This window comes from Amycolatopsis sp. WAC 01416, from assembly GCF_003947485.1.
In the GTDB taxonomy this organism is placed as follows: Bacteria; Actinomycetota; Actinomycetes; order Mycobacteriales; family Pseudonocardiaceae; genus Amycolatopsis.
This window is the reverse complement of sequence record NZ_QHHX01000001.1, coordinates 156,786-181,016: the sequence shown is the minus strand read 5'-3', so window position 1 is coordinate 181,016 and position 24,231 is coordinate 156,786. Positions and strand designations below refer to the sequence as shown.

22 protein-coding genes and 1 tRNA gene are annotated in these 24,231 nt (G+C 68.4%); 15 read left to right on the top strand and 8 right to left on the bottom strand.

What is annotated here, in order from left to right:
• The first annotated feature begins 29 nt into the window (after positions 1–29).
• Complete coding sequence (locus DL990_RS00890; RefSeq protein WP_125797624.1) at positions 30–923, top strand: GAF and ANTAR domain-containing protein; 894 nt, start codon at positions 30–32, stop codon at positions 921–923.
• Positions 924–1,096: 173 nt separating this feature from the next.
• Here DL990_RS00890 and DL990_RS00885 read toward each other — a convergent pair whose 3' ends face one another.
• A complete protein-coding gene (locus DL990_RS00885; RefSeq protein ID WP_125797623.1) occupies positions 1,097–1,942 on the bottom strand; it encodes a helix-turn-helix transcriptional regulator in 846 nt (281 codons plus the stop codon).
• Between the two features lie 103 nt (positions 1,943–2,045).
• Here DL990_RS00885 and DL990_RS00880 point away from each other — a divergent pair, with 103 nt between their 5' ends.
• Positions 2,046–3,515, top strand: a complete 1,470-nt coding sequence (locus tag DL990_RS00880; protein ID WP_125797622.1) for an MFS transporter — start codon at positions 2,046–2,048, stop codon at positions 3,513–3,515.
• Here DL990_RS00880 and DL990_RS00875 read toward each other — a convergent pair.
• On the bottom strand, positions 3,476–4,072 hold the full coding sequence (locus DL990_RS00875; RefSeq protein WP_125797621.1) for a nitroreductase family protein: 597 nt from the start codon (positions 4,070–4,072) through the stop codon (positions 3,476–3,478). The two genes, DL990_RS00880 and DL990_RS00875, sit on opposite strands and share 40 nt — an antisense overlap.
• A gap of 227 nt (positions 4,073–4,299) precedes the next feature.
• Here DL990_RS00875 and DL990_RS00870 point away from each other — a divergent pair, with 227 nt between their 5' ends.
• The 4 genes from DL990_RS00870 (at position 4,300) to DL990_RS00855 (ending at position 8,377) form a co-directional block, all read left to right on the top strand.
• Positions 4,300–5,565, top strand: coding sequence for an aspartate kinase (locus DL990_RS00870; RefSeq protein ID WP_125797620.1), 1,266 nt, complete (start codon positions 4,300–4,302; stop codon positions 5,563–5,565).
• On the top strand, positions 5,565–6,605 hold the full coding sequence (locus DL990_RS00865; RefSeq protein WP_125797619.1) for an aspartate-semialdehyde dehydrogenase: 1,041 nt from the start codon (positions 5,565–5,567) through the stop codon (positions 6,603–6,605). The genes DL990_RS00870 and DL990_RS00865 overlap by 1 nt, the downstream gene beginning before the upstream one ends.
• A 147-nt stretch (positions 6,606–6,752) precedes the next feature.
• Positions 6,753–7,943: an RtcB family protein gene (locus tag DL990_RS00860; RefSeq protein WP_125784986.1), complete on the top strand. Its 1,191-nt coding sequence runs from the start codon at positions 6,753–6,755 to the stop codon at positions 7,941–7,943.
• Positions 7,944–8,005: 62 nt separating this feature from the next.
• Positions 8,006–8,377 carry a hypothetical protein gene (locus tag DL990_RS00855; RefSeq protein ID WP_125784987.1) on the top strand — a complete coding sequence of 124 codons (372 nt, stop codon included), beginning with the start codon at positions 8,006–8,008 and terminating at the stop codon, positions 8,375–8,377.
• Positions 8,378–8,450: 73 nt separating this feature from the next.
• Here the strand turns inward: DL990_RS00855 and DL990_RS00850 are convergent, their stop codons facing one another.
• Positions 8,451–9,593, bottom strand: a complete 1,143-nt coding sequence (locus DL990_RS00850) for an MFS transporter (RefSeq protein WP_125785026.1) — start codon at positions 9,591–9,593, stop codon at positions 8,451–8,453.
• Between the two features lie 205 nt (positions 9,594–9,798).
• Between DL990_RS00850 and DL990_RS00845 the strand changes: the two genes are divergently transcribed.
• Positions 9,799–11,241, top strand: coding sequence for a catalase (locus DL990_RS00845; protein ID WP_125797618.1), 1,443 nt, complete (start codon positions 9,799–9,801; stop codon positions 11,239–11,241).
• A gap of 433 nt (positions 11,242–11,674) precedes the next feature.
• The gene (locus tag DL990_RS00840; protein WP_125797617.1) at positions 11,675–12,205 is read left to right on the top strand and encodes a hypothetical protein; all 531 of its coding nucleotides are present in this window, start codon (positions 11,675–11,677) and stop codon (positions 12,203–12,205) included.
• Positions 12,206–12,346: 141 nt separating this feature from the next.
• On the opposite strand, the gene DL990_RS00835 is transcribed toward DL990_RS00840, so the two are convergent.
• The gene (locus DL990_RS00835; RefSeq protein WP_125791104.1) at positions 12,347–13,393 is read right to left on the bottom strand and encodes an alpha/beta hydrolase; all 1,047 of its coding nucleotides are present in this window, start codon (positions 13,391–13,393) and stop codon (positions 12,347–12,349) included.
• 148 nt (positions 13,394–13,541) lie between these two features.
• Here DL990_RS00835 and DL990_RS00830 point away from each other — a divergent pair, with 148 nt between their 5' ends.
• From DL990_RS00830 to DL990_RS00805, 6 genes are all read left to right on the top strand, one after another.
• Positions 13,542–14,117, top strand: a complete 576-nt coding sequence (locus DL990_RS00830; protein ID WP_125784991.1) for an NADPH-dependent FMN reductase — start codon at positions 13,542–13,544, stop codon at positions 14,115–14,117.
• A 139-nt stretch (positions 14,118–14,256) separates the two neighbouring features.
• Positions 14,257–14,679, top strand: a complete 423-nt coding sequence (locus tag DL990_RS00825) for an organic hydroperoxide resistance protein (protein ID WP_125784992.1) — start codon at positions 14,257–14,259, stop codon at positions 14,677–14,679.
• A 57-nt stretch (positions 14,680–14,736) separates the two neighbouring features.
• Positions 14,737–15,213: a Dps family protein gene (locus tag DL990_RS00820; protein ID WP_125797616.1), complete on the top strand. Its 477-nt coding sequence runs from the start codon at positions 14,737–14,739 to the stop codon at positions 15,211–15,213.
• A gap of 136 nt (positions 15,214–15,349) precedes the next feature.
• Complete coding sequence (locus DL990_RS00815) at positions 15,350–16,723, top strand: glutamate decarboxylase (RefSeq protein ID WP_125797615.1); 1,374 nt, start codon at positions 15,350–15,352, stop codon at positions 16,721–16,723.
• Positions 16,724–16,785: 62 nt separating this feature from the next.
• Positions 16,786–17,412, top strand: coding sequence for a TIGR03085 family metal-binding protein (locus DL990_RS00810; RefSeq protein WP_125784995.1), 627 nt, complete (start codon positions 16,786–16,788; stop codon positions 17,410–17,412).
• A 10-nt stretch (positions 17,413–17,422) separates the two neighbouring features.
• The gene (locus DL990_RS00805) at positions 17,423–17,608 is read left to right on the top strand and encodes a 2-hydroxymuconate tautomerase (protein ID WP_125797614.1); all 186 of its coding nucleotides are present in this window, start codon (positions 17,423–17,425) and stop codon (positions 17,606–17,608) included.
• Between the two features lie 70 nt (positions 17,609–17,678).
• Here the strand turns inward: DL990_RS00805 and DL990_RS00800 are convergent, their stop codons facing one another.
• Positions 17,679–19,523: a prolyl oligopeptidase family serine peptidase gene (locus tag DL990_RS00800; RefSeq protein WP_125797613.1), complete on the bottom strand. Its 1,845-nt coding sequence runs from the start codon at positions 19,521–19,523 to the stop codon at positions 17,679–17,681.
• A gap of 39 nt (positions 19,524–19,562) precedes the next feature.
• Between DL990_RS00800 and DL990_RS00795 the strand changes: the two genes are divergently transcribed.
• On the top strand, positions 19,563–20,255 hold the full coding sequence (locus DL990_RS00795; protein ID WP_125779677.1) for a methyltransferase domain-containing protein: 693 nt from the start codon (positions 19,563–19,565) through the stop codon (positions 20,253–20,255).
• 411 nt (positions 20,256–20,666) lie between these two features.
• Here the strand turns inward: DL990_RS00795 and DL990_RS00790 are convergent.
• The 3 genes from DL990_RS00790 to DL990_RS00780 form a co-directional block, all read right to left on the bottom strand.
• Positions 20,667–20,740: transfer RNA gene (locus DL990_RS00790), tRNA-Pro, on the bottom strand.
• Positions 20,741–20,768: 28 nt separating this feature from the next.
• Complete coding sequence (locus DL990_RS00785; protein ID WP_199746202.1) at positions 20,769–21,695, bottom strand: metallophosphoesterase; 927 nt, start codon at positions 21,693–21,695, stop codon at positions 20,769–20,771.
• A gap of 275 nt (positions 21,696–21,970) precedes the next feature.
• Complete coding sequence (locus DL990_RS00780) at positions 21,971–24,139, bottom strand: transglycosylase domain-containing protein (protein WP_125779673.1); 2,169 nt, start codon at positions 24,137–24,139, stop codon at positions 21,971–21,973.
• Positions 24,140–24,231 lie beyond the last annotated feature (92 nt).

The window sequence follows — 24,231 nt, the reverse complement described above, 5'->3', positions numbered from 1 at the left end:
CCGGCCTGGTGCGGGCGTACGCTCAGCCCATGTGGGACGGCACTGGTGGCCGGTACGACCCGTCGGCATTGCGCGGACTGATCGAAACCGAGCGCGGGCGCGCGGATCGCGCGGCCGCCGTCGCCCGGCGGCATGAAGGCCTGCTGGGCACGGCCACCGAGGCCATGCGGCCGTTCCATCGCCGGATGGCGGAACTCCACCGGGCGACCGAGCGCAAACACCGTGCCGCGGCGACGCTGCACTCCGGCTACCTCGACGCCGTCGGGCGCTGGGCGGACCGGCCGGCGGAACCGGCCGTCGTTCCCCCGGCGTTCATGACGGCGGTGGCCGACGCGTCCGGCGTCGAGAGCCTGGTGGTGACCCTGTTCGGCCTCGCCGGGCGGGATTCGGCGGTCGTGGTGTCCGATCCCGTCGCCGCCCGCGTGCACGACCTCGAAGAAGTCCTCGGCGAAGGGCCGTCACGGGATACGCCGCTGAGAGCCGGTGTCTGCAGCGAACCGGAGCTCTCCTGGCGGTGGCCCCGGTTCGGCCCCGCCGCGCGGGAATTCGGGATCCACGCGGTGGTTTCGGCGCCGCTGGGCCTGCCGGAAGCCTTGTTGGGGACTTTCACCGCATATCGGTCCGAGGCCGAACCGGACGTCGGGGTGGCCCGGTCCGTGGGAGTGTTCGCCGAAGCGCTGACCGAAACCGCGTTGAACCCGGCCGTGCGGCTCGACCTCGCCGACGGACTTCCTGTGCACCCGTTGTTCGGCGACCTGGACCGCCGGGTCGTGGTGCATCAGGCCACCGGGATGGTGATGGCGGCCCACGACTGTTCGGTCTCGGACGCGCAGGCCATGCTCCGGGCGCACGCCTTCGCCCGGGAGGAGAGCGTCACCGAACTCGCTCAGGCCATCGTGGCCGGGACTTATCGCCTCACCTGAGCGCGAGCCGTTCGTAGGCCTCGATGGCGGCTTTCGGGTCGTCCGCCTGGAACTTCACGCCGCGGACGAGACTGTGTAAAGCCCCATGATCCGCGGTCTTGGGTATGTCGTGAAGGGTCCCTTTGAGACGATGAAGGTCTCAAAGGGACCCTTCACGACATAGGAGTCGCCACTCACGACTCCCGATCAAAATGCGTCAAGATCTTCAGCGCGTCGGCGGAACCCGGATCCTTCGGTGTGTAGATCTCCAGCCGGTGGTCGGGACTGTCCGGCTGGAGCCACACCTGGTAGTCGACGCTCACTGTGCCGACCGTCGGATGCTGGAGATGCATGGCGCCGACGGTGCAGTCGGCGACGTCGCCGGTCGCCCAAAGGGTCGCGAATTCGTCGCTGCGCATCGAGAGTTCGCCGATGAGCGCGGCCAGCCGGGCGTCGGTGGGGTGGCGGCCCGCGGTCAACCGCAGATAGGCGACGTGGACGCGGGCGAGTTCGGCCCGGTTCCGGTGCAGGTCGCGGGTGAGCGGGTCGAGGAAGAACATGCGCGGCAGCGAAGGCCGCCGTTCCGGATCCGACGGCGCGCCGAAATCGAGGTGTTCGGCCATGAGCACGTGCCCGGCGTGGTTCCACGCGAGCACGTCGCCGCGACGGCCGAAGACGAGCGCGGGTACGGCCTCGCCGAGGTTCTCCAGCAGCGCGAGGACCCGGGGATGCGGATCCTCCTGGCCGGGATCGGACAGCTTCGGGAGCGGGGACTGCCGGGCGAGGTTGTGCAGGTGGACGGTCTCGACGTCGTCGAGCCGGAGCGCGCGGGCGAGCGCGTCGAGCACCTGTCGTGAAGCGGTTTCGGCCAGGCCCTGCTCCAGCCGCGTGTAGTACCCGGCGCTCACTCCGGCGAGCTGGGCGAGTTCCTCGCGGCGCAGACCGGGCACGCGGCGGGAAGTGCCGTACGTGCGCAGGCCGATCTCGTCGGGCGTCACCCGGTCACGACGGCTCTTGAGGTACACGCCGAGGCTTTCCATGACTCCGAGCCTAAGTACTTCGCCAGCCTCGTGGGTGTACCTGCTGGGTGTACCCACGCCACGGGGATGGTTGCCGCGGCGGCGACCGCGCACCGTCGACGGCATGACACGACAGCATTCCCGGGCCTGGTTCGGCCTGCTGGTGATCCTTTGCCCGGTCTTCCTGGTCTCCATGGACGGCTCGATCCTGTTCCTCGCGATGCCCAGGATCAGCCAGGCGCTCACCCCGACGGCCGATCAGGCGTTGTGGATCCTGGACGTCTACGGGTTCGCGGTCGGCTCGCTGCTGGTCGCCTTCGGCACCATCGGCGACCGGTACGGCCGCCTGAAGCTGCTGATGATCGGCGCGGCCGTGTTCGGCATCGGTTCGGCGGGGGCGGCGTTCGCCCCGAGCCCGGAGCTGCTGATCGCGTTCCGGGCCCTGATGGGGCTGGCGGGTGCGACGCTGCTGCCGTCCGCGTTGGCGGTGCTGAGCGAACTCTTCACCGACCCTCGGCGACGGGCGCAGGCCATCGGCGTCTTCGCGGCCGCGTTCGCCGCCGGTTTCGCGATCGGCCCGGTCGTCGGCGGGATCCTGCTGGAGCGGTTCCCGTGGGGGTCGGTCTTCCTGGTCAACCTGCCGGTGATCGCGGTGTTCCTGGCGCTCGCGCCGGTGCTGCTGCGGGAGGTGCGGGCCACGGGACGGGGACGTGTCGACGTGCTCAGCGTGGTGCTCTCCGCCGCCGGTCTCCTGCTCGCGATCTACGGGATCAAACACGCGGCCGCCGACGGCCTGTCCGTGGTCGCGGTCTCCGCGGGGATCGCCGGAGCGGTGCTGCTGGTGTGGTTCGCCCGGCGTCAGCGGGGCCTCGACCACCCGCTGGTCGACTTCTCCCTGTTCCGCGACCGCGTCTTCACCATCGCGATCGTCACCGGGCTGCTGCCGCTGGCGGCGTGGTCGGCGGCCGCGTATCTGTCGGGGATCCACCTGCAGTCCGTGCTCGGCCTCCCCGTTCTGCACGCGGCGTTGCTCGCGCTGCCGGGGGCGGCCGTGCTCACGATCATGTGCGTCACCACACCCGCGCTGGTCGACCGCGTCGGCAAACGCGCGGCGCTGGCGGTCTGCCACTTCTCCATCGCCGCCGGGCTCGCCCTGCTGCTCATGACCGGTGTCACGGGTGGAGCGGGCTGGTACGTCGCGTCGACCGTGGTCGCCGGTGCCGGCTACGGCATCTCGTTCAGTGTGGTGGCTGACACGGCCGTCGCCGCGGTGCCCGCCGACCGGGCGGGAGCGGCGGGCGCGATCGCCGAAACGAGCAACGAGATCGGCAACGCGCTGGGCATCGCGCTCATGGGTTCGCTCGCCGCGCTGGTGTTCCGCCTGGCGGGCCCGGGCCTCGCGCCGACGCTCGGCGAAACCCTCCAGGTTCACGGCATCGCGTCCGCTGCCGTCGTTGACGCGAAGGAGGCGTTCGTCTCGGGTCTGCACATCGCCGTCGCCGTGCTGAGCCTGCTGCACGCCGGGCTGGGATCTCTCGCTCTGCGATGGCTTCCTCACTCGGAGAAAGCGCTTGTGCCCCAGGTGTCGGCGTAGGCGAATTCGGCCAGCGGGACTCGCTCACGCGGCGCCTTCTCGCGCTCGATTCGCCAGTCCTCTTCGAGCACCGAGGCGTCCGCGGGCGAGCCGACGGCGATGGCGACCTTCGGGACGACGTCGTCGGGGAGGCCGAAGAAGTCCCTCGCCGCTTCGGCGGAGAAGCCCGCCATCTGATGCGCGATCAGGCCGAGGTCGACGGCCTGGAGCACGAGGTTCTCGCTCGCCAGCCCCAGCCCGTATTCGGCGTATGGGACGTCACCCTTCTCGTTCGTGGTCACCATCACGCCGATCAGCAGCAGCCCGGCGCGCTGGGCCCACGCGCGGTTGCCCGAGTTGAGCGTCGAGAGGATGCGGTCGAACGACGGCGTGCCGCGCAGCCCGACCAGGTAACGGGCGGGCTGGGTGTTGCCGAACGACGGCGCCCAGCGGGCCGCTTCGAGCAGCGCGCGGAGCTGGTCTTCGGTGACGATCGCTGACTCGTCGTAGGCGCGCGGGCTCCAGCGGTGAGCCAGGATCGACGCGATCGGGGTACTTGTGTCGGCGGGTTTCTTCACGACGGGACGATAACAAGGGGTGCTCTCCGTCACTAAAGTGAAAGCCCTCCGACTATTTCGTTGGTGTTAAGGAAGATTTACTTCCAGGAGTCCTCGAAGTGGTGGTCAGGACCACTTACGAGGGTGGCGAGCGTGCGTCACCCCGGTAGGCTTTCGCCCAAATAAGGGACGCGGGGGCTCCTCGGTGCCCACCAGGAGCACGCCCGGCCCGTCGAGGAGGTTCGGGCGTGGCCCTCGTGGTCCAGAAGTACGGCGGTTCGTCGCTGGAAAGTGCCGACCGGATCAAACGCGTCGCGGAACGCATCGTCGCCACCAAGAAGGCGGGCAATGACGTGGTCGTCGTCTGCTCCGCCATGGGTGACACGACGGACGAGCTGCTCGACCTGGCTCAGCAGGTCAACCCGGCGCCGCCGGAACGCGAGATGGACATGCTGCTCACAGCGGGTGAGCGCATCTCCAACTCGCTGGTGGCGATGGCGATTTCGGCGCAGGGCGCGGAGGCGTGGTCGTTCACCGGCTCGCAGGCCGGCGTGGTGACGACGTCCGTGCACGGCAACGCGCGGATCATCGACGTCAGCCCCAGCCGCGTGACGGAAGCCCTCGACCAGGGCTACATCGCGCTGGTGGCGGGTTTCCAGGGCGTGTCGCAGGACACCAAGGACATCACCACCCTCGGCCGCGGCGGTTCGGACACCACCGCCGTCGCGCTGGCCGCCGCGCTGAACGCCGACGTCTGCGAGATCTATTCCGATGTGGACGGTGTGTACACCGCCGATCCGCGGGTCGTGCCCGATGCCCGCAAGCTGGACACCATCGCCTACGAGGAGATGCTGGAACTGGCCGCGAGCGGGTCGAAGATCCTGCACCTGCGCTCGGTGGAGTACGCGCGCCGCTACGGCGTCCCGATCCGAGTCCGTTCTTCCTACAGTGACAAGCCGGGCACCACGGTGACCGGTTCTATCGAGGAGATCCCCGTGGAACAAGCGTTGATCACCGGTGTGGCGCACGACCGCTCCGAAGCCAAGATCACGGTGACCGGAGTGCCGGACCACGCCGGTGCCGCCGCCAGGATCTTCCGGGTGATCGCCGACGACGAGATCGACATCGACATGGTGCTGCAGAACGTGTCCAGCACCGTCTCGGGCCGCACCGACATCACCTTCACGCTGTCGAAGGCCAACGGCGCCAAGGCCGTGCGGTCGCTGGAGAAGATCAAGGAGGAGATCGGCTTCGAGTCGGTCCTCTACGACGACCACGTCGGCAAGGTCTCGCTCGTCGGCGCGGGGATGCGTTCGCACCCCGGTGTCACGGCGACGTTCTGCGAGGCGCTCGCGCAGTCGGGCGTCAACATCGAAATCATCAACACCTCGGAGATCCGGATCTCGGTGCTGATCCGGGACGCGCAGCTCGACGACGCGGTGCGCGCGATCCACGAGGCATTCGAACTCGGCGGCGACGAAGAAGCCGTCGTCTACGCGGGGAGTGGTCGCTGATGTCGGAAGGTTTGCGGGTAGGAGTCGTCGGGGCGACCGGTCAGGTCGGCGGTGTCATGCGCCGTCTGCTGGCCGAACGGGGTTTCCCGGTCGCCGAAATGCGGTACTTCGCTTCGGCGCGGTCCGCCGGTTCGAAGCTTCCTTGGCGGGACGAGGAAATCGTCATCGAGGACGCGACGACCGCGGATCCGTCCGGTTTGGACATCGCGCTGTTCTCCGCCGGTGGCTCGACCTCCAAGGCGCAGGCGGAGCGGTTCGCCGCGGCCGGTGCCACGGTGATCGACAACTCGTCGGCGTGGCGCATGGACGCGGACGTCCCGCTGATCGTCAGCGAGGTCAACCCGGAGGCGATCAAGGAAGCGCGCAAGGGGATCATCGCGAACCCCAACTGCACCACGATGGCCGCGATGCCGGTGCTCAAGCCGCTGCACGCCGAAGCGGGCCTGGTGCGGCTGGTCGCGAGCACCTACCAGGCGGTGTCCGGCAGTGGGCTCGCCGGTGTCGAAGAGCTCGAAGGCCAGCTCGCCGCGGCGGCGTCGAACGCGGGCGCGCTGACCCACGACGGCGCGGCGGTGACCTTCCCCGAGCCGAAGAAGTACGCGCGGCCCATCGCGCACAACGTCCTCCCGCTGGCCGGGTCCATTGTGGACGACGGTGAGTTCGAGACGGACGAGGAGAAGAAGTTCCGCAACGAGAGCCGCAAGATCCTGAGCATCCCGGAGCTGCTGGTCTCCTGCACCTGCGTGCGGGTGCCGGTGTTCTCGGGGCACTCGATCTCGATCAACGCGGAGTTCTCGCAGCCGCTTTCGGTCGCCCGCGCGACCGAGCTGCTCACCGGCGCTCCCGGGGTGGAGCTGTCGGACATCCCGACGCCGCTGCAGGCCGCCGGCCAGGACCCGTCGTACGTCGGGCGCCTGCGGACGGACCCGGGTGTCGACGGCGGTCGCGGCCTTGTGCTGTTCCTGTCGAACGACAACCTGCGGAAGGGCGCGGCGCTCAACGCCGTCCAGATCGCGGAACTGGTCGCCGCGAACTCCTGACGCCACAACGCAATTAGTCACCTACTTGCCGGTACGCCCTCCGGCGCCTGATCGCGGTCGGGGGCAAGTAGGTGACTAATTGCGTTGTCGGGGGCCTTCGGCCGGTGCATGCTCTGTGGCGGCAAACGTTTCCACGAAGGGAAAATCATGTACACGGCGGTCGAAGGCTCGCGGGTTCCGATCCGGATGTGGGCGGACCCCACATCGGTCGAGGACCAGGCCATGCGACAGCTGCACAACGTCGCCAACCTGCCGTGGGTGCACGGCGTCGCGGTCATGCCCGACGTCCACTACGGCAAGGGCGCGACCGTCGGCAGCGTGATCGCGATGCGCGACGCGGTGTCCCCGGCCGCCGTCGGCGTGGACATCGGCTGCGGGATGAGCGCGGTACGGACCTCGCTCACCGCCGCCGATCTGCCCGACGACCTGCTGAAGCTCCGCCGCCGGATCGAATCGGCCGTCCCGGTCGGCTTCGGCCTGCACAAGACCCCGGTGAACCCGGCGAAGGTGCACGGTGTCGGTGGCTGGGACGCGTTCTGGAAGTCCTTCGGCGACCTGCATCCCGGCGTCCAGGACCTGCACGACCGCGCGTCGCGTCAGATCGGGAGCCTCGGTGGCGGCAACCACTTCATCGAGGTCTGCCTCGAACAGGGCGGCGACGACGAAGGCCGCGTATGGCTGATGCTGCACTCGGGTTCGCGCAACATCGGCAAGGAACTCGCGGAACGGCACATGGCCGTCGCGCGGAAGCTGCCGCACAACGCGGACCTGCCGGATCCGGACCTCGCCGTGTTCGTCGCCGGCACGCCGGAGATGCAGGCGTACCGGCGGGACCTGTTCTGGGCGCAGGACTACGCGGCGCGCAACCGCGCCACCATGGTCGCGCTCGTGAAGCAGGCGCTGAAGGACGTCGTGCCGCAGACGACCTTCGACGACGCGATCAGCTGTCACCACAACTATGTCGCCGAAGAGACCTACGACGGAGTCGATCTGCTGGTGACCCGCAAGGGCGCGATCCGCGCGGGTTCGGGTGACCTCGGGATCATTCCGGGCAGCATGGGCACCGGTTCGTACATCGTGCGCGGCCTCGGGAACGCGTCGTCCTTCCAGTCCGCGTCGCACGGCGCGGGCCGCCGGATGTCGCGGAACAAGGCCAAGAAGCTGTACACCGCCGAAGACCTCGCCGCGCAGACCGCCGGCGTCGAATGCCGCAAGGACTCCGGCGTGGTGGACGAGATCCCGGCCGCGTACAAGGACATCGAAACGGTGATCAAGGCTCAGACCGACCTCGTCGAGGTGGTCGCGCATCTGAAGCAGGTCGTCTGCGTCAAGGGGTGAAGCGGGGTGGTGTGCCGGGGGAACCCGACATACCACCCACGTTTCTCGCTACTGTGGTCGTCATGAAGAGGTTGGGAATCGCGGCGCTCCTGGCGGCCGCCGGACTCGCGCTGGCGGGCTGCAGCGAGGTCACGAACGCCGTCGATCAGACGAACAAGGCCGCGACGAAGGTCGGCGCGTGCGCCGAGGCACTCAGCCTCGTCGACCTCAACCCGGACCCGGCGACCATCAAGGAGCGGGCCGCGGACAAGGAAAAGCGCCTGCGTGAGCTGGCGAACAGCGTCGGCGAGCAGAACGTGGCGGGCGCGCTCACCGGCATGGCCGACTCGTATCTGCAGGTCCAGAAGGAGAACATCCAGGACGCGGGCAAGATCGCGGACTGGACCAAACGCAATATCGAGCGGGTCGACACCCTCCGCAAGGTCTGCGCCTAGCTCGTCTCCCGCAATTCGGCACCTGCTTGCGATGGATGCGTGCGCAACTATCGCAACCAGGTGCCGAATCGCGTCAGGAGGAGGTGAGCGCGGGCACCCGGGCGGGGGTGCGGGAGCGACGCCAGAACAGGCCGACCGCGGCGATCATCAGCGCGCCCAGCGCCGAGGCCGCGAATCCCCAGCCCGGGCTGGAATGGTCGATCACGAACCCGATGATCGGGCTCCCGATCGCCAGGCCGATCCGGCTGGCCGCGTCCAGCAGGCCCATCGCCTCGCCGCGCACCCGCGGCGGCGCCGCCGCGCTGACCGTCTCCGTGCTCGCCGCGAGTGTCGGCGCGCACAGCACGTTGCTCGGGAACAGCACGATCGCCAGCAGCCACCACGGCCCGGCGATCAGCCCGACCGGCAGGGTGAGCACCGCGAGCAGCAGCATCAGCGTGCCCTGCGAGAGCGACCGCCGGACCGCGCCGTGGATCGCGCCGCCGAGCACGGACGCGACGCACATCACCGTGATCAACAATCCGGACCAGGCGATGTCGCCGCTCGCGCGCAGCGTCGCCAAGGCGGCGAGTTCCATACCGACCAGGCAGAACAGCGCGCCGGCGGCGATGAACATCGCCATCACGAGCCGTCCGGTGAGCCAGCTTCGCACCGTCGGCCGCTCCCCGGTGAACACGCCGGCGTCGGCTTCGGCGCGGATCGGCGGGTTCTGCCGGTAGATCAGCGTCGCCGAAAGCGCGAAGCAGACTCCGATACCGGTGAGCGCGTAGACCGCGGGCAGTTGCGTGATCGCCATGATCCCGGCCGACGGCCCGATCATGAACGACGCCTCCACCAGGATCGTGTCCAGCGAGTAGGCCGCCCGCCGCTGCTCCAGCGGCACGAGCGCGGTGAGCACCAGCCGTGCGAGTGTTCCGGCGGGCACCGACAGCACACCCGCGGGGAGCGCGACCACCAGCAGCACCTGATACGGCAGATGCGGCGCGCTGATCCAGAACGTCGTCGAGGCCAGCCCGCAGATCGCGACCACCGGCCGCAGCCCGTAGCGGTCGACGTACCGGCCGACGAGCGGTGCCCCGATCGCGCTGCCGAGGGTGGTGGCGGCGCCGACCAGCCCGGCCGCGCCGTAGCCGCGGCCGAGGTCGTTGACCACGTACAGCGTCATCGTCACGCCCATGGCCGTCATCGGGAGCCGCGCCAGGAACATCAGCAGCATCGAGCTGGGAACTCCGGGCACGGCTAACACGCGACGGTACGGAGCGAGGGCCATACGTCCGATGAGAACGTAACTTGGTACGCGCGTGCAACTTTATTTCGCGGTGCCCGTCACCCGACCCGGGGTGTTTTCTTGACTGATTCCAGATTGAGCGGGAGGGTGGAGGCAGCTGACCGCTCCACCACCACGAACAAGGAGGCACTGCGTGAGCTTGCCGACCACGAACAACGTGGGCATCCCCGTCGCGAGCGACAACGACTCGCTGACGGTGGGCGCCAACGGCCCGATCCTGCTCCAGGACCACTACCTGATCGAGAAGAACGCCCAGTTCAACCGGGAGCGCGTGCCGGAACGCGTCGTGCACGCCAAGGGCGGTGGCGCGCACGGATTCCTCGAGGTCACCGAAGACGTCAGCCAGTTCACGAAGGCCGCCCTGTTCCAGCCGGGCGTGCGCACCGAGAGCCTGGTCCGCTTCTCGTCGGTCGCCGGTGAGAACGGCTCGCCCGACACGTGGCGCGACCCGCGCGGCTTCGCGGTGAAGTTCTACACCTCCGAGGGCAACTACGACCTCGTCGGCAACAACACCCCGGTGTTCTTCATCCGCGACCCGATCAAGTTCCCCGACTTCATCCACTCGCAGAAGCGCCGCGCCGACAACCACCTGCGCGACCACGACATCCAGTGGGACTTCTGGACGCTGCGGCCCGAGTCCGCGCACCAGGTCACCTGGCTGATGGGCGACCGCGGCATCCCGTCGAACTGGCGCGAGATGGACGGCTTCGGCTCGCACACCTATCTGTGGGAGAACGCCGGCGGCGAGAAGTTCTGGGTCAAGTACCACTTCAAGACCGACCAGGGCATCGGCTACCTGCCGCAGGCCGACGCCGACCGCATCGCGGGCGAGGACTCGGACTACTACATCCGCGACCTGTTCAAGAACATCAAGCAGGGCAACCACCCCAGCTGGACGCTGTACGTCCAGGTGATGCCGTACGCCGAAGCCGCGGACTACCGCTTCAACCCGTTCGACCTGACCAAGGTGTGGCCGAAGGGCGACTACCCGCTGATCAAGGTCGGCCGCTGGGTGCTCGACCGCAATCCGGCGAACTACTTCGCGGAGATCGAGCAGGCCGCGTTCGAGCCGTCCAACCTGGTGCCGGGCATCGGCCCGTCGCCGGACAAGATGCTGCAGGGCCGCCTGTTCGCGTACCCGGACGCCCACCGCTACCGGATCGGCGCGAACTACACGCAGCTGCCGGTCAACGCGCCGAAATCCCCGGTCAACAGCTACTCGCGCGACGGTGCGATGCGCTACAACAACCCGGGCGACCCGGTGTACGCGCCGAACTCCTACGGCGGCCCGCACGCCAGCGCGGAGATCGCTTCCGAGACCGCCTCGGGCTACGGGGTCGAGGACGAGGTCATCCGGTCGGCGTACAAGCTCCACGCCGAGGACGACGACTTCGGCCAGCCTGGCACGCTCGTCCGCGAGGTGATGGACGACGAGCAGCGTGAGCGGCTCGCGAACAACATCATCGGCCACGCCTCGAACGACGTCTCGCGTCCGGTGCTCGAGCGCGTCTTCGAGTACTGGCGAAACGTCGACAAGGACCTCGGCGACAAGGTCGCGGACGCCTTCCGCGAGTAGAAGACCTCCTTTGAGAGGCTGCTCCCACCACTGAACGCCCCCGGTGCCCGCACCGGGGGCGTTCCCATGTCCCCACTCGCATGTGAAACCAGAAGGTGGCGTGGCGTGCGTGGGGGACAACCCGAGTGGAGCAGCGCGACACGCCTGTCCGACGGAGTGATGAAGCGAAACGATCACCGTTTACACCGCTGTGGGTGAACGAACCGCACTACCGGGTCGATCGGTCACAGGTGGTCATAAAACGGCGGGAAAAGGATGATCTTCAGGGGGAAGCACAAGATTTCGACGTTAATCAATTGCGGGGGTCTTCCCCTGGAATGAATCCGGCACGTAAGGGTTAGAAAACTGTCCTAACCGGTGATCGGGTGGTGTTCGGCCGATACGGCGGGTATCGATTTACCTCGTCAGGTCCCAGAGGCCAGGAGGTAAGGGAATGAAAGGCAACATTGCCCGGACGATTGCCGCGGTCGCCGCAGGCAGTCTGTTGGCGGTGGCCTCAGCCGGCGCCGCGACGGCTAGCACCGATGGTGGAAAGGGTTCGTCGAACACACAGGCACTCGCCGCGCAGGTGCTGCAGATGCGAGACGGCCTCACCAAGGTGGCCTACGCCGGAGACGTCGCCAAGACGCGGGCGGACTTGGACAAGCTCAGCCCCGTCCTCGGCGACATCGCCGCGGGTAAGCGCTACCAGATCCAGACCGAGACCCAGAAGCTCGGCGACCTGGCACAGGGCCGTTCCGTCGAGTCCAGCAGGCTGCTGGCCGACCCGGCGGCCAAGGCCCGTCAGCTGCCGCCGTTGCCGGTGCCGATCCCGTCGCTTCCGGACCTGCCCGGACCGCTGAAGATCGTCAGTGACCTGGTGAAAGCCCTGCTCACGGCGGTGACCGGCATTCTCGCCGGGCTGCTCGGCGGCCTTCCTGTCCCGCCGCTGCCGGTCCCGCCCGTTCCGCTTCCCACGCCCTGATATTTCCGCGCGCTGACGCGCTACCGAGAGACAGGCGTAGTTCGGTCGAGAGTCGTCAGGGTTCGCCGTGCAGGGCGGCGGGCCACGATATGGGGGCCGGAGCCCGAGTGGGGACATTTCTCCTCACTCGGGCTCCGGCTTTCACTTCGGTGCGAGGCCCAGCCGCAGGGCTCCCGCCGCTTCGGCCGTCGCCTCGCGGAACCGCCGTCCGACGCCGAGGAAGTTGATGTACCCGTGGATCAGGTCCGGCTGGCGGCTGAGCGCCACCGGGACCCCTGCCTTCCGCAATTTCTCCGCGTAAGCCTCGCCCTCGTCGCGCAGCGGGTCGAAACCGGCCGTCGCGATATACGCGGGCGGCAATCCGGAAACGTCGCCGTGCAGCGGTGACAGTTTCGGGTTGTACAGATCGGTGCCTTTCGGCACGTAATGTCCTTCGAACCAGGTCATATCCGTATCGGTGAGGAACAGGTCCTCCGCGAACAATTCCCGGGAGCGGCGGCGCACGGTGAAATCGGTCGCCGGATAGAACAGCAGCTGGAACGCCGGGACTCCGCCGCCACGTTTCACCGCCTGCTGCGCCGTGACCGCCGCGAGGTTCCCGCCCGCGCTGTCACCGCCGACGGCGATGCGCGCCGGGTCGGCGCCCAGGTCGCGTGCCTTCGCGAAGGCGTACTCGAACGCCGCGATCGCGTCTTCGGTGGCGCCGGGGAACCGAGTCTCCGGCGCGAGCCGGTACTCCACCGAAAGAACCCGCACGCCCGCCTGTTTCGCCAGGTAGCGGACGGTGTTGTCGTGGGAGGCGCGGCTGCCGACCACCCAGCCGCCGCCGTGGAAGAACACCAGCAGCCCGGACGGATCCGGAAGCCCTGCCGGCGTGTAGAGCGTGGCGGGCACGTCGCCGTCACCCGTCGGGATGAGCAGTTCCCGGGTGGCGACCGGTTCGATCGTCGGCCCGCTGACCAGATGCCTGCTCGCCAGGAGCATGCTGCGCGACTCTTCGACGCTTCCCCGCACCAGCGAGGCCTTCGCAAGCTTCTGCAGGCGGAGCAGGAGCTGGGCGTCCAGCGCGAGTTCTTGGCCGTCGAGGCGGAGCGGCGGCCCGGCGATGGCCCTTCTGACCGGCTTCGGGAGCCAGAACGCCAGCTGCGAAAACGCGGCCTCGGCACGGATCTGGAGCGGTATCGCCATACTTCCTCCTGGGGGCTTCCGGTCAGGTTACTTTCGAGTAGGTATGCCGTCCAGCGGGAGCCGGCGCCGTTGCGGCGAACGGGTGTGACGCAGACCTCCGTTCCAGATCCTGGTCCTCCACTTAAGTAGAGGGGTTAGCCTCGAAAGCGTGACTTCGACGAACGCGGTGCATGTCCTCGGTATCGGCGGCTCTCTGCGGGAGGGCTCGCAATCCGAGCGCGCGCTGCGCATCGCGCTCGGTAGCGCGGCCGAAGCGGGAGTCACCACCGAACTGATCTCCGGTCCAGAACTGGTGTTGCCGTTCTACGACACCGCGTTGGAGGAACGGCACGAAAGGGCCGTGCGCCTCGTCGAGGCGATCCGCCGCGCCGACGGGATCATCGTGGTCTCGCCCGGCTACCACGGCGCGTTGTCCGGCCTGGTCAAGAACGCCCTGGACTACGTCGAAGACCTCCGTGACGACGCCCGTCCGTACCTCGACGGCCGCGCGGTCGGCCTCGCCGCCGTCGCGTTCGGCTGGCAGGCGGCGGTGACCACGCTGGAGCAGCTGCGCACGATCACGCACGCGCTGCGCGGCTGGGCCACCCCATTGGGTGGTTCCATCAACACCGCGGAGACCAAGTTCGACGAAGCGGGCGGCGCCTCGGACGAGAAGAGCGTCCGCACCCTTCGCCTGATCGGAACCCAGGTCGCCGAGTTCGCCTTGAGTCGCGCCGGTCACTAGCCGGTTTGCCTCCGTCGTCGTCCGGGTAATTCCCGGACGTGATGCCTGCCATGGGGTGGCAAGGTTTCGCGGTTGCGGGACGTTGACACCGAAGAGACGCTCAACGGGGCGTGTCTTGAGACCAGGAGGTAGGCGAAGAATGGCTGAGGCTCTGTACACCGCTGTTGCCACCGCTCGCGGCGACGGCCGCAACGGTGAGGTCACGTCCTCTGACGGCGTCATCGACGAGTCGTTGGCGGTCCCGAAGGAGATGGGCGGGCCGGGCGGGGACAAGACGAACCCCGAGCAGCTCTTCGCCGCCGGCTATTCCGCCTGCTTCCACTCCGCGTTGCAGCTCGTCGCGCGCCAGGCGAAGGTGACGCTGGACGGCTCCACCGTGACCGCCGAGGTCAGCGTGCTCAAGCAGGGCGAGGGCTTCGGTCTCGGGGTGGCGCTCAACGTTTCGCTGCCCGGCCTGGAGCAGGCGCAGGCCGATCAGCTCGTCGAGCAGGCGCACCAGGTGTGCCCCTACTCGAACGCGACCCGCGGCAACATCGAGGTCGCACTGTCCGCGACGGTCTGATCCCGACCGCGGCAGGTCCATTCCCGAACCGGCTAGTTTCTGAAAGGAAGACCGAATATGGGCAAGTCTCCGATCAAGAGTCCGCTGAGCGAAGCCGACAAGGAGATCACCGGTAACGCCTTGCAGGCCACGCTGGTCGATCTGGTGGACCTGTCGCTGATCGCGAAGCAGGCCCACTGGAACGTCGTCGGCGCGAACTTCCGCAGCGCGCACCTGCAGCTCGACGAGCTGGTCGCCACCGCGCGCCAGTACGTCGACGAGGTCGCCGAGCGCGCCAACGCCATCGGCATCTCGCCGAACGGCCAGGCGAAGGCCGTCGTGGAGAGCTCCGGCCTGCCGGACTACCCCGACAACTGGCAGTCCGTCGAGGCCACGGTCGCCGCGATCGTCGACATCCTCGCCACGCTGATCGAGCGGCTGCGCAAGCGCATCGACGAGACCGACAAGAGCGACCTGGTCACCCAGGACCTGCTCATCGAGATCACCCAGGAGCTCGAGAAGGCGCACTGGATGTGGCAGGCGCAGCAGGCCTGACCCGCCCTCTCGCGCCGCTCTAGCGTGCAATGAAGGGGCCTTTCATAGCAAAATTTGCTATGAAAGGCCCCTTCATTGCACTTGGCGGCGGGCGAGTCCGAGTGCCGGTTTCACGCTGCCGGGCTACGTTCGGTCCATGGTGCTGCACAAGGGGAAGGCGACCGATCCGGATCGCAAGGGCGGAGCCAACCCGCTGCACGCCGGCGCGTATCCCGCGCTCGCCGCGGGCATCCGCCTCCCGCACGACAACCTCGCCGAAGACCCGCTGCCTCCCGACACCGCGCTCCAGCTCGTGCGCGACGAGCTGATGCTCGACGGAAACGCCAGGCTGAATCTCGCCACGTTCGTCACCACGTGGATGGAGCCGCAGGCCCGCGAGCTGATGGCCGAATGCGTCGACAAGAACATGATCGACAAGGACGAGTACCCGCAGACCGCGGAACTCGAGCGGCGCTGCGTGAACATCCTCGCCGACCTGTGGCACGCGCCCGATCCCACCGCGATCATGGGCTGCTCCACGACCGGTTCGTCGGAAGCCTGCATGCTCGCCGGGATGGCGCTGAAACGCCGCTGGTCGAAACTGGGCCGCACCGGGAAGCCGAATCTGGTGATGGGCGCGAACGTCCAGGTCTGCTGGGAGAAGTTCTGCGAATACTGGGAGGTCGAGCCGCGGCTGGTGCCGATGGACGGCGACCGCTTCCACCTCACCGCGGACGAGGCGATCGCCCGGTGCGACGAGAACACCATCGGCGTCGTCGCGATCCTCGGGTCCACCTTCGACGGCAGTTACGAGCCCGTCGCCGAGATCGTGGCCGCGCTCGACGGACTGGCGGAACGCTCCGGCTGGGACATCCCGGTGCACGTCGACGGCGCTTCGGGCGCGATGATCGCGCCCTTCCTCGACCCCGAGCTGACCTGGGACTTCCGTCTGCCGAGGGTGGCGTCGATCAACACTTCCGGGCACAAGTACGGGCTGGTCTACCCCGGCGTCGGCTGGGTGGTGTGGCGTGACAAGGCCGCGCTGCCGGAGGAGCTCGTCTTCAACGTCAACTATCTCGGTGGCGACATGCCGACTTTCGCGCTGAACTTCTCGCGCCCCGGCGCCGAGGTGGCCGCGCAGTACTACACGTTCGTCCGGCTCGGCCGTGAAGGTTTCCGTGCCGTGCAACAGGCTTCGCGTGACGTGGCGACCCAGCTGGCGGACGGGATCGCCGAGCTGGGCCCGTTCGAACTGCTGACGCGAGGCGATCAGCTGCCCGTGTTCGCCTTCACGACGAAGGCGGACGTCGAGAGCTTCGACGTCTTCGACGTATCGCGGCGGCTTCGCGAGCGTGGCTGGCTTGTCCCGGCGTACACGTTCCCGGCGCACCGGACCGATCTCGCGGTGCTGAGGATCGTGGTGCGCAACGGTTTCACGCATGACCTCGCGGATCTGCTACTCGCCGACCTCCGGCGCCTGCTGCCCGAACTCGATCACGGCCCGCGACAGCGGACCGCGTTCCATCACTGAGCCGGGTGCCCTGCGTCACGCCGGATTTCCCCTGGCTCTACCGGCGCGTAACGTCGGGGTCTATGGGAGTCGCCGGAGACGAACGTCGTGCGTTGAGCGAGCTTTTCGAAGAGGTCGGCCCGGACGCGCCGACTCTGTGCGCGGGCTGGAAGACGCGGGATCTCGCGGCGCATCTGCTGGTCCGCGAGCGGCGGCCCGACGCGGCGCCCGGCATCCTGGTCCCGGCGCTGGCGTCGTACACGCAGCGGGTGCAGGACTCTTACGCCGCGCAGCCCTGGTCCGAGGTCGTCGGCAAGGTCCGGTCGGGCCCCGCCTGGTTCTGGCCGACGTCGATCGGCGCGCTCGACGAACTGGTGAACGGCCCGGAATTCCTGGTGCACCACGAGGACGTCCGCCGAGGGCAGTCCGGCTGGGAGCCGCGTCCGGCCGAACCCGCGCGGGACGCGGCGGCGTGGAAATCGGCGAAGCAGGCCTCGAAGCTGAACCTGCGGAAATCGCCGGTCGGCGTGATCTTGAAGACCCCCGAAGGTCGCGAAGCGCTGGTGAAGGAAGGTCCGGACACGGTGACCGTGATCGGCGCGCCGATCGAGCTGCTGCTGTTCGTCTTCGGCCGCGACGCCGTCCGCCTCACCTTCGAGGGCGACGCCTACGCGGTGGACAGGCTCCGGAAGCACGACCGCGGCCTTTAGAGTTCCGGCCATGCCGATGATCAGCGTTTCGATGTTCCCCGGCCGCACAGCCGAGCAGAAGCAAGCCCTCGTACGCGAGGTGACCGATGCCTTCGTCCGCACCTGCGGAGGCAAGCCCGAAGGCGTCTGGGTGACGATCAACGAGATTCCCACCGAACACTGGGCGGCGGGCGGGACGCTCTTCTCCGAGCGCTGACCCGCTCGCCGGGTGCCATGAAAGGTCCTTTCCTAGCAAAATTTGCAAGGAAAGGACCTTTCATGGCACGTCAGCGGAGCCCGACCGCCCGCAGCGCGAAGAACACCTCGATCGCGGTCTGCTTGACCGTCTCGGCGATCACCAGCGACCCGTGGCCCGCGTCGAACCGGTAGAACTCGAACGGGATCTCCCGCTTCGCGAGCCTGTCGAGGTAGTTCTCGACCTGCCGGATCGGGCAGCGCGGGTCGTTGTCCCCGGCGAGCACCAGCACCGGCGCCGTCACGGCCTCGACGTAGGTGATCGGCGAGCATTCCCGGTACACCGCAGGCACCGTCTCCGGCGAACCCCCGAACAGCGCCCGGTCGAAGGAGCGGAGCTGCTCCATCTCGTCCTCGTACGCGGCGACGTAATCCGCGACGGGAACTCCGGCGATGCCGGCCGCCCAGCGCGCCGGCTGGGTGCCCAGTGCCAGCAGGCTCAGGTAACCGCCCCACGAAGCGCCGTTCACCACGCATTTGGCCGGGTCCGCGAGTCCACTTTGGACCGCCCAGTCGTGGACGGCGGCGACGTCTTCGAGCTCGGTCAGGCCCGGACGTCCTTCGATGGCGTCACGCCAGGCCGAGCCGTAGCCGGTCGAGCCGCGGTAGTTGACCTCGACGACGGCGAATCCCGCGTCGAGCCAGACGGCGCGGTACGCGGAAAACCGGTCCTCGTCGGCTGAATGCGGCCCGCCGTGCAAGGAGAAGACCGTCGGAAGCGGACCCTCGGGCGCGTCGGCCGGACGTGAGACCAGTGCGTGGATCTGCCCGCCGATCCCTTCGACGAACGCGTCGGTGACCGGGGCCGATTCCGGAGCCCGATCGCCCGGCGGCTCGAGGAGTACCGAGTCGGCGCCATCGGCCGTCCGCGCGCGCACCGCCGTCGGCTGCGCGGCACTGGACCACGAGTACTCGACGGTGCCGTCGGGCCGCACGCCCGCGCCGCCGATCCTGCCCGGCGGTGTGTCCAAAGAGGACAATTCGCCGCTCGCGAGATCGTACCGGTGAAGGGAACTGCGGCCTTGGTGGAAGTGGACGACCAGCAACGCCCGCGCGTCCGGATACCAGCCCGCGACCACTTCGCCGGGCAGGTCGAGCTCGATCTCCCGCTCGGTGTCCGCGGCGGTGTCCCAGATCAGGAGTTCTTCGCGACCGCGCCGCTCGTGCAGCACCAGCAACCGCTGATCGCCCGCGACCGGCGAGAACTCGAGCGCGCCGAGGCCCTTGCCCTCGCCGTCCCACTTGTCGGCGACCGCGGTGAAGCCGTCGGTCGACAGGACGCGCAGCGCGGGGTGTCGTGAATCACCGTGCTCGGAATGGGAGATCGCGAGCAACGACTCGTCGCGGGACAGCGAGGCGATCCCCGCGTCGTCCTCGTGCTTGTAGAAACTGGCGGTCTTGCCGTCGATATGGGCGAAAAGTTCGCTTCCGTCGTCGGTGGAGACGCCGACGGCGACCACCTTGGTGCCGATCTCGAGCCCGGCGGGGTAGCCGTCGTGGACGTCCGGCACCGCGCGTTCGGCGGCGGCCCCCGGCGCGAACGGTTCGCGGACCCAGGAACCGAATTCGTCGCCGTCGGTGTCGTCGAACCACCAGATCCAGCGGCCGTCTGGGGACGGGGTGGCGTGCATGGTGCCGTTCGGCCGGTCGGTGACGCGGCGGTGCTCGCCGGTCGCCCGGTCCCAGGAGTAGACCTCCCAAACGCCGCTGGCGTTGGAGACGTAGATGTTCGCGTCGGGGGCGTCGATGGCCCACTCGGGGACCGAAATGCGCGGCGCTCGGAAGCGGGCCCGCCACCTGGCCTCGGCTTCGGCGTCGTCGAACAGGCGGTCCGGGACCGCCGCGGACGGATATTCAGTGCCTGGCTGCGTGCTCACCCCTCGATCCTGCCACTCCGGAGCCGTACTGTGTGCGGGGTGCTGGAGGGAAACCCGCCGCGCGCCGCGGTGTCCGCGCGGTTCGCGCGCCAGGCGGTCGAACGGGCCGTGTTCGCGCAACCGCTGTTCGGGCCGGGGATGGGATGCGTCGACGTCGGCTGCGGGCCAGGATCGATCACCCTCGGTATCGACAACGGGCACAGAAAGTCCACAGTGGACTTTGTGGTGGGCGACGCGTGCGCGTTGCCGTTCGCCGACGCTTCGGTGGATGTGGCCTTCGCGCACGCCGTCTTCGAGCACCTGCGTGAGCCGGGTGCCGCGCTGGCGGAGATCCGGCGGGTCCTCAAACCCGGCGGAACCCTCGCACTGTCCACATCGGACTGGAGTCGTGCGCGGCTGCGGCCGAAGACGGCGAACGTCGATGCCGCCCTTCGCGGACACTATCTGTTGTGCCGCCGCGCCGGCGGTGACCCGTTCGCCGGACGCTCGTTGCCCGCCGCGGTCACGGCCGCCGGTTTCACCGACGTGCGAACGAAAACCCGCTACCGCACGGACACGACGTACCGGGCGCTGGCGACGTACGTGGAGGGGCGTCTGGTGACGGCGCTGGAAACCGCGACGACCCCGGACCGCGACCAACTCGCTTCGGCCGCCCGCTCGGCCTGGTCCTGGGCGCGCTCCGGCGATGGGGACTTCGCGCAATGCTGGACCGAATTGGTGGCCACTCGCTGAGGCCTTTTCGGAGCCTCCCTCTCTGGTGCCCCCAATGTGGCACTGGGGACGTTGAGTGTCCCCAATGCCACATTGGGGACACTGAGCGTCTCAAATGAGGCATTGGGAAACCCCTTGGGCCTCGGCGCACCCCTCGGTTGTCCACACCCGCTCACCGTTGTGGACAACCACCTCCGCCGCCCCCGCTTTCACCCGGCCCCGGCGCCCCTCGACGATAGACTGGCCTCGGGGTCGCCCCCCTGGGAGTGGCGGGGGTTGGCCGGTGGTCGGCGCCTGTCGCGTGGGCCTTCTGGTGCGCCGGGGACGCGTGATCCTGAAGGGGGCCTTCAGGGCATGCGCGGCAAACGACAAGGTCCCGCAACGCGAAAGAGCCCTGCTCGCCGAAGCAAGCAAGGCTCTTTCGATCCAACGTCGGGGTGGCGGGATTCGAACCCACGACCTCCTCGACCCGAACGAGGCACGCTACCAAGCTGCGCCACACCCCGGATACTTCTTAGCGGGTCGAGGAGAAGTTTAGCGGACGGTGTTTCGGGCTTTGCGGGGGGCTGCTTTCCGGTGGTTCGCGCTGGTCGTGCCCCGTGGCACGAGGGTCAGCAGGCTCGCCTCGGGCGGGCACGCGAAGCGGGCGGGGGCGTACGGGGAGGTGCCCAGTCCGGCGGAGACGTGGAGCCACATCTGGGCGCCCCAGCGGGACGCGCCGCGGGCGCGGGTGCGGTCGAGTTCGCAGTTGGTGACGACCGCTCCGTAGCCCGGGATCCGGAGCTGGCCGCCGTGCGTGTGCCCGGCGAGGACGAGGTCGTAGCCGTCACCCGCGAACTCGTCGAGCACGCGGGGTTCCGGCGAGTGTGTGACGCCGATGCGGACGGCCGCCGCGGTGTCCACCGGGCCGGCGATGTCGGCGTAGCGGTCGCGGCGGAGGTGCGCGTCGTCGACGCCGGCGGTGAACACGTACTGGTCGGCGACCTCGATGGTGCGGCGGACGTGGGTGAGGTCGTGCCAGCCGTGCTCGACGAAGGCCGCGCGGAGGTCGCGCCACGGCAGGTGCTCGCCGTGGATCCGCTTCTTCTTGCCCTTCGGCATGAGGTAGCGGGCGGGGTTCTTCGGCTTCGGCGCGTAGTAGTCGTTGCTGCCGAAGATGAACACGCCGGGCCGGTCGAGCAGGGGGCCGAGTGCGCGCAGCACGGACGGCACGGCCTGCTGATGTGACAGGTTGTCACCGGTGTTGACGACGAGGTCCGGTTCGAGTTCGTCGAGCGCCGCTACCCAGCGTTGCTTGCTCACGTGGCCGGGAAGCATGTGCAGGTCCGAGATGTGGAGGATCGTGAAGGGCTTCGCCCCTGCCGCGAGGACCGGGAGCTCCGCGGTGCGAAGCGTCCACCGGCGCCTTTCGATTCCGACCGCGTAACCGAGGGTCGCGGCTCCCAGGGCGACGGTTCCCACGGCCAAGCGCCGTACCGTCGCCCCCGAAGTGCTTTCGTTACTGAGCGTGCTCACAATGTCCAGTTTACGTGCTCGTCGGTGGTGATCGTCCGCCCCCATTCCGGCGATCTCGGTAAATCGCTGGAATGGCCTCTTTTCTTCACCTTCCGTGGTCGGCGCGGGGCCTCGCGATCGGTCGACATGATCCCGTCGGCCGTTGTTCCCCGTTAAGCCGCCAGCCGCTCACTCAAAGTTAGATTCCTGTGACTCATCGTGATTTGCGCTGGTGAACATGGTCAGCGTCCGCCGCCCATGTACCTCGGGTCCGGCTGCGGCAGCGGCAGCGCCTCCTGGCCTTCGAGGATCTTCGACATCGCCCCGAACCAGGTCTGCGCCGGCGTCTTCCCGCCGAACATGTTTTCGCAGCCGCGAGTGGTCACGTTACCCGGGCCGAGGTAGCACAGGCCGCCGTTTCCACCCTTCGGGCGGAACACCATCGCCGCGCCCGCGAGCTGCGGAGTGGCCCCGAGGTACGTTCCCGAGCCGTTGCTCTGGGTGGTCCCGGTCTTGCCCATCACCGGCCGGTTCCACCGGGCGCCGCTCGCGGCGCCTGCCGATGTCCCGCCGGGCTGGCTGTCCCGGCTCATGCCGACCGCGAGGGTGTTGGCGAGGCCTTCGGGCACCACCTGCTCGCAAGCGGCCTCCTTGACGGGCACCGGCTTTCCGTCCCGGTCGGTGACACCGGCGAGGGGGGTCGGCGGGCACCAGACGCCACCGCTCATGATCGTCGCGCCGACGTTCGCCAGTTCCAGACCGCTCAGCGGGGCCGGGCCGAGGGTGAACGAGGCGTTCCCGGGCCAGCCGGGCCGCGGGCCGAAGGCCTGGAGCTGGCTGGCGTTGGCACCCGGATTGTCGGATTTCGGGTCGACGGCGCCACCGCCGAGGTTGCTGGCCATGGTGTCGCGCATGCCGAGCTTGCGCGCCATCTCCACGATCGGCCCCGTGCTCCCGACCTTTTCCTCGAGCGCCACGAACGCCGTGTTCGGCGAAGTCGCCAGCGCCTGCTGCATCGACATGGCGCCGCCCGCCGGGTTGTAGTCACCCGCGTTGCCGAGGCAGTACCAGCGGGAACGCATCGGCGGTCCGGTCGGGGCGCATCTGGGGCCACCACCGGCGAACACGTGGGAGGTGTAGAAGTCGGGCACGGGAAGGGGACTGTTGATCCCGGCCACGCCCGCTTCCAGCGCCGCGGCGGCGGTGAAGACCTTGTACGCCGACCCCGCGCCGCCCGTGTTGTAGACGCCGGAAGGCAACGCGAAGGTCGTCTGGCCCTGATCTTCGTGAAGTCCGTAGTCACGGTTCGCCGCCAGCGCCACGACTTCGTGTCGTTGCTTGCCCGGCTTCACCAGGGAGAGCGTGTTCGCGACGTTGTCCTGAGTCTTCTTGACCTGGGCTTCGGCCGACATCTTGGCTTCGTGGTTCGCCCGTTCGTCCAAAGTGGTCTTGATCTGGTAGCCGCCGGTGTAGAGATCGTCCTTCGTCATGCCGTTCTTGAGGAGATAGTCCTCGACGTACTGACAGAAGAAACCGTTTTCCGGGCCGGCGCCGGTGCAGTTCGACGCGGGCTTCTGCGGGCCGCCTTCGACGACGCCGAGCGGCTCGGCCTTGAAGCGTTCCGCGTCCGCCTTCGCGAGCTTCTGGTTGTCGACCATGCGGTCCAGCACCAGGTTGCGGCGCTCGGTCGCCTTCGCCGGGCTCTTCCACGGGTCGTTGACGACCGGGTTGTTCACCAGACCGGCCAGCAACGCCGCCTGCGGCACCGTGAGCTTCTCGACGGGCGTGTTGAAGTACGCGTTCGCGGCCGCGCCGACGCCGTAGATCTCGCGCGAGAATTCGACGACGTTCAGGTAGCCGGTCAGGATCTGCATCTTGTTCAGCTTGGTTTCCAGCTGGATCGCGATCCGGGCTTCCTTCAGTTTCCGGGCGACCGACTGTTCCTGTGCGCGCTTCTGTCCCGGCTTGTCGTCGCGGTAGACGACGTTGATCAGGTAGTTCTTGACGTACTGCTGGGTCAGCGTCGAGGCGCCCTGCGTGTCCCCGCCGGTGCTGTTGCTGACCGCGGCGCGCAGCGTGCCCTTCCAGTCCACCCCGTTGTGCTCGTAGAAGCGTTTGTCCTCGACCGAGATCAGCGCCCACTTCATGGCGTCGTTGATCTGGGTCTCGGTCGTCGGGATGCGGAACTGCTTGTACAGCGTCGCGATCTGCTTGCCGGTGTTGTCGGTGATCGTCGTCACCAGTGGCGGCGGAATGTCCGCGAGGTCCGATGACGTCTTGTCGACGGTCTCGCTCGCCTGGTTCGACAGCACCCCCGCGGCACCCGCCACCGGGAACAACATCCCCGCGACCAGCACCCCCGCGAGCACACAAAGGCCAATGAGCTTCAGCAGACCGTCCGTTTTGCGCACGCGGACCAGGGTACGCGGAACCCGTTAGCCCACCGTGACGTCGCCTCGCTGTGGGTGGGGAATTGATTACGAAATCGACCCCATGTGGTGAC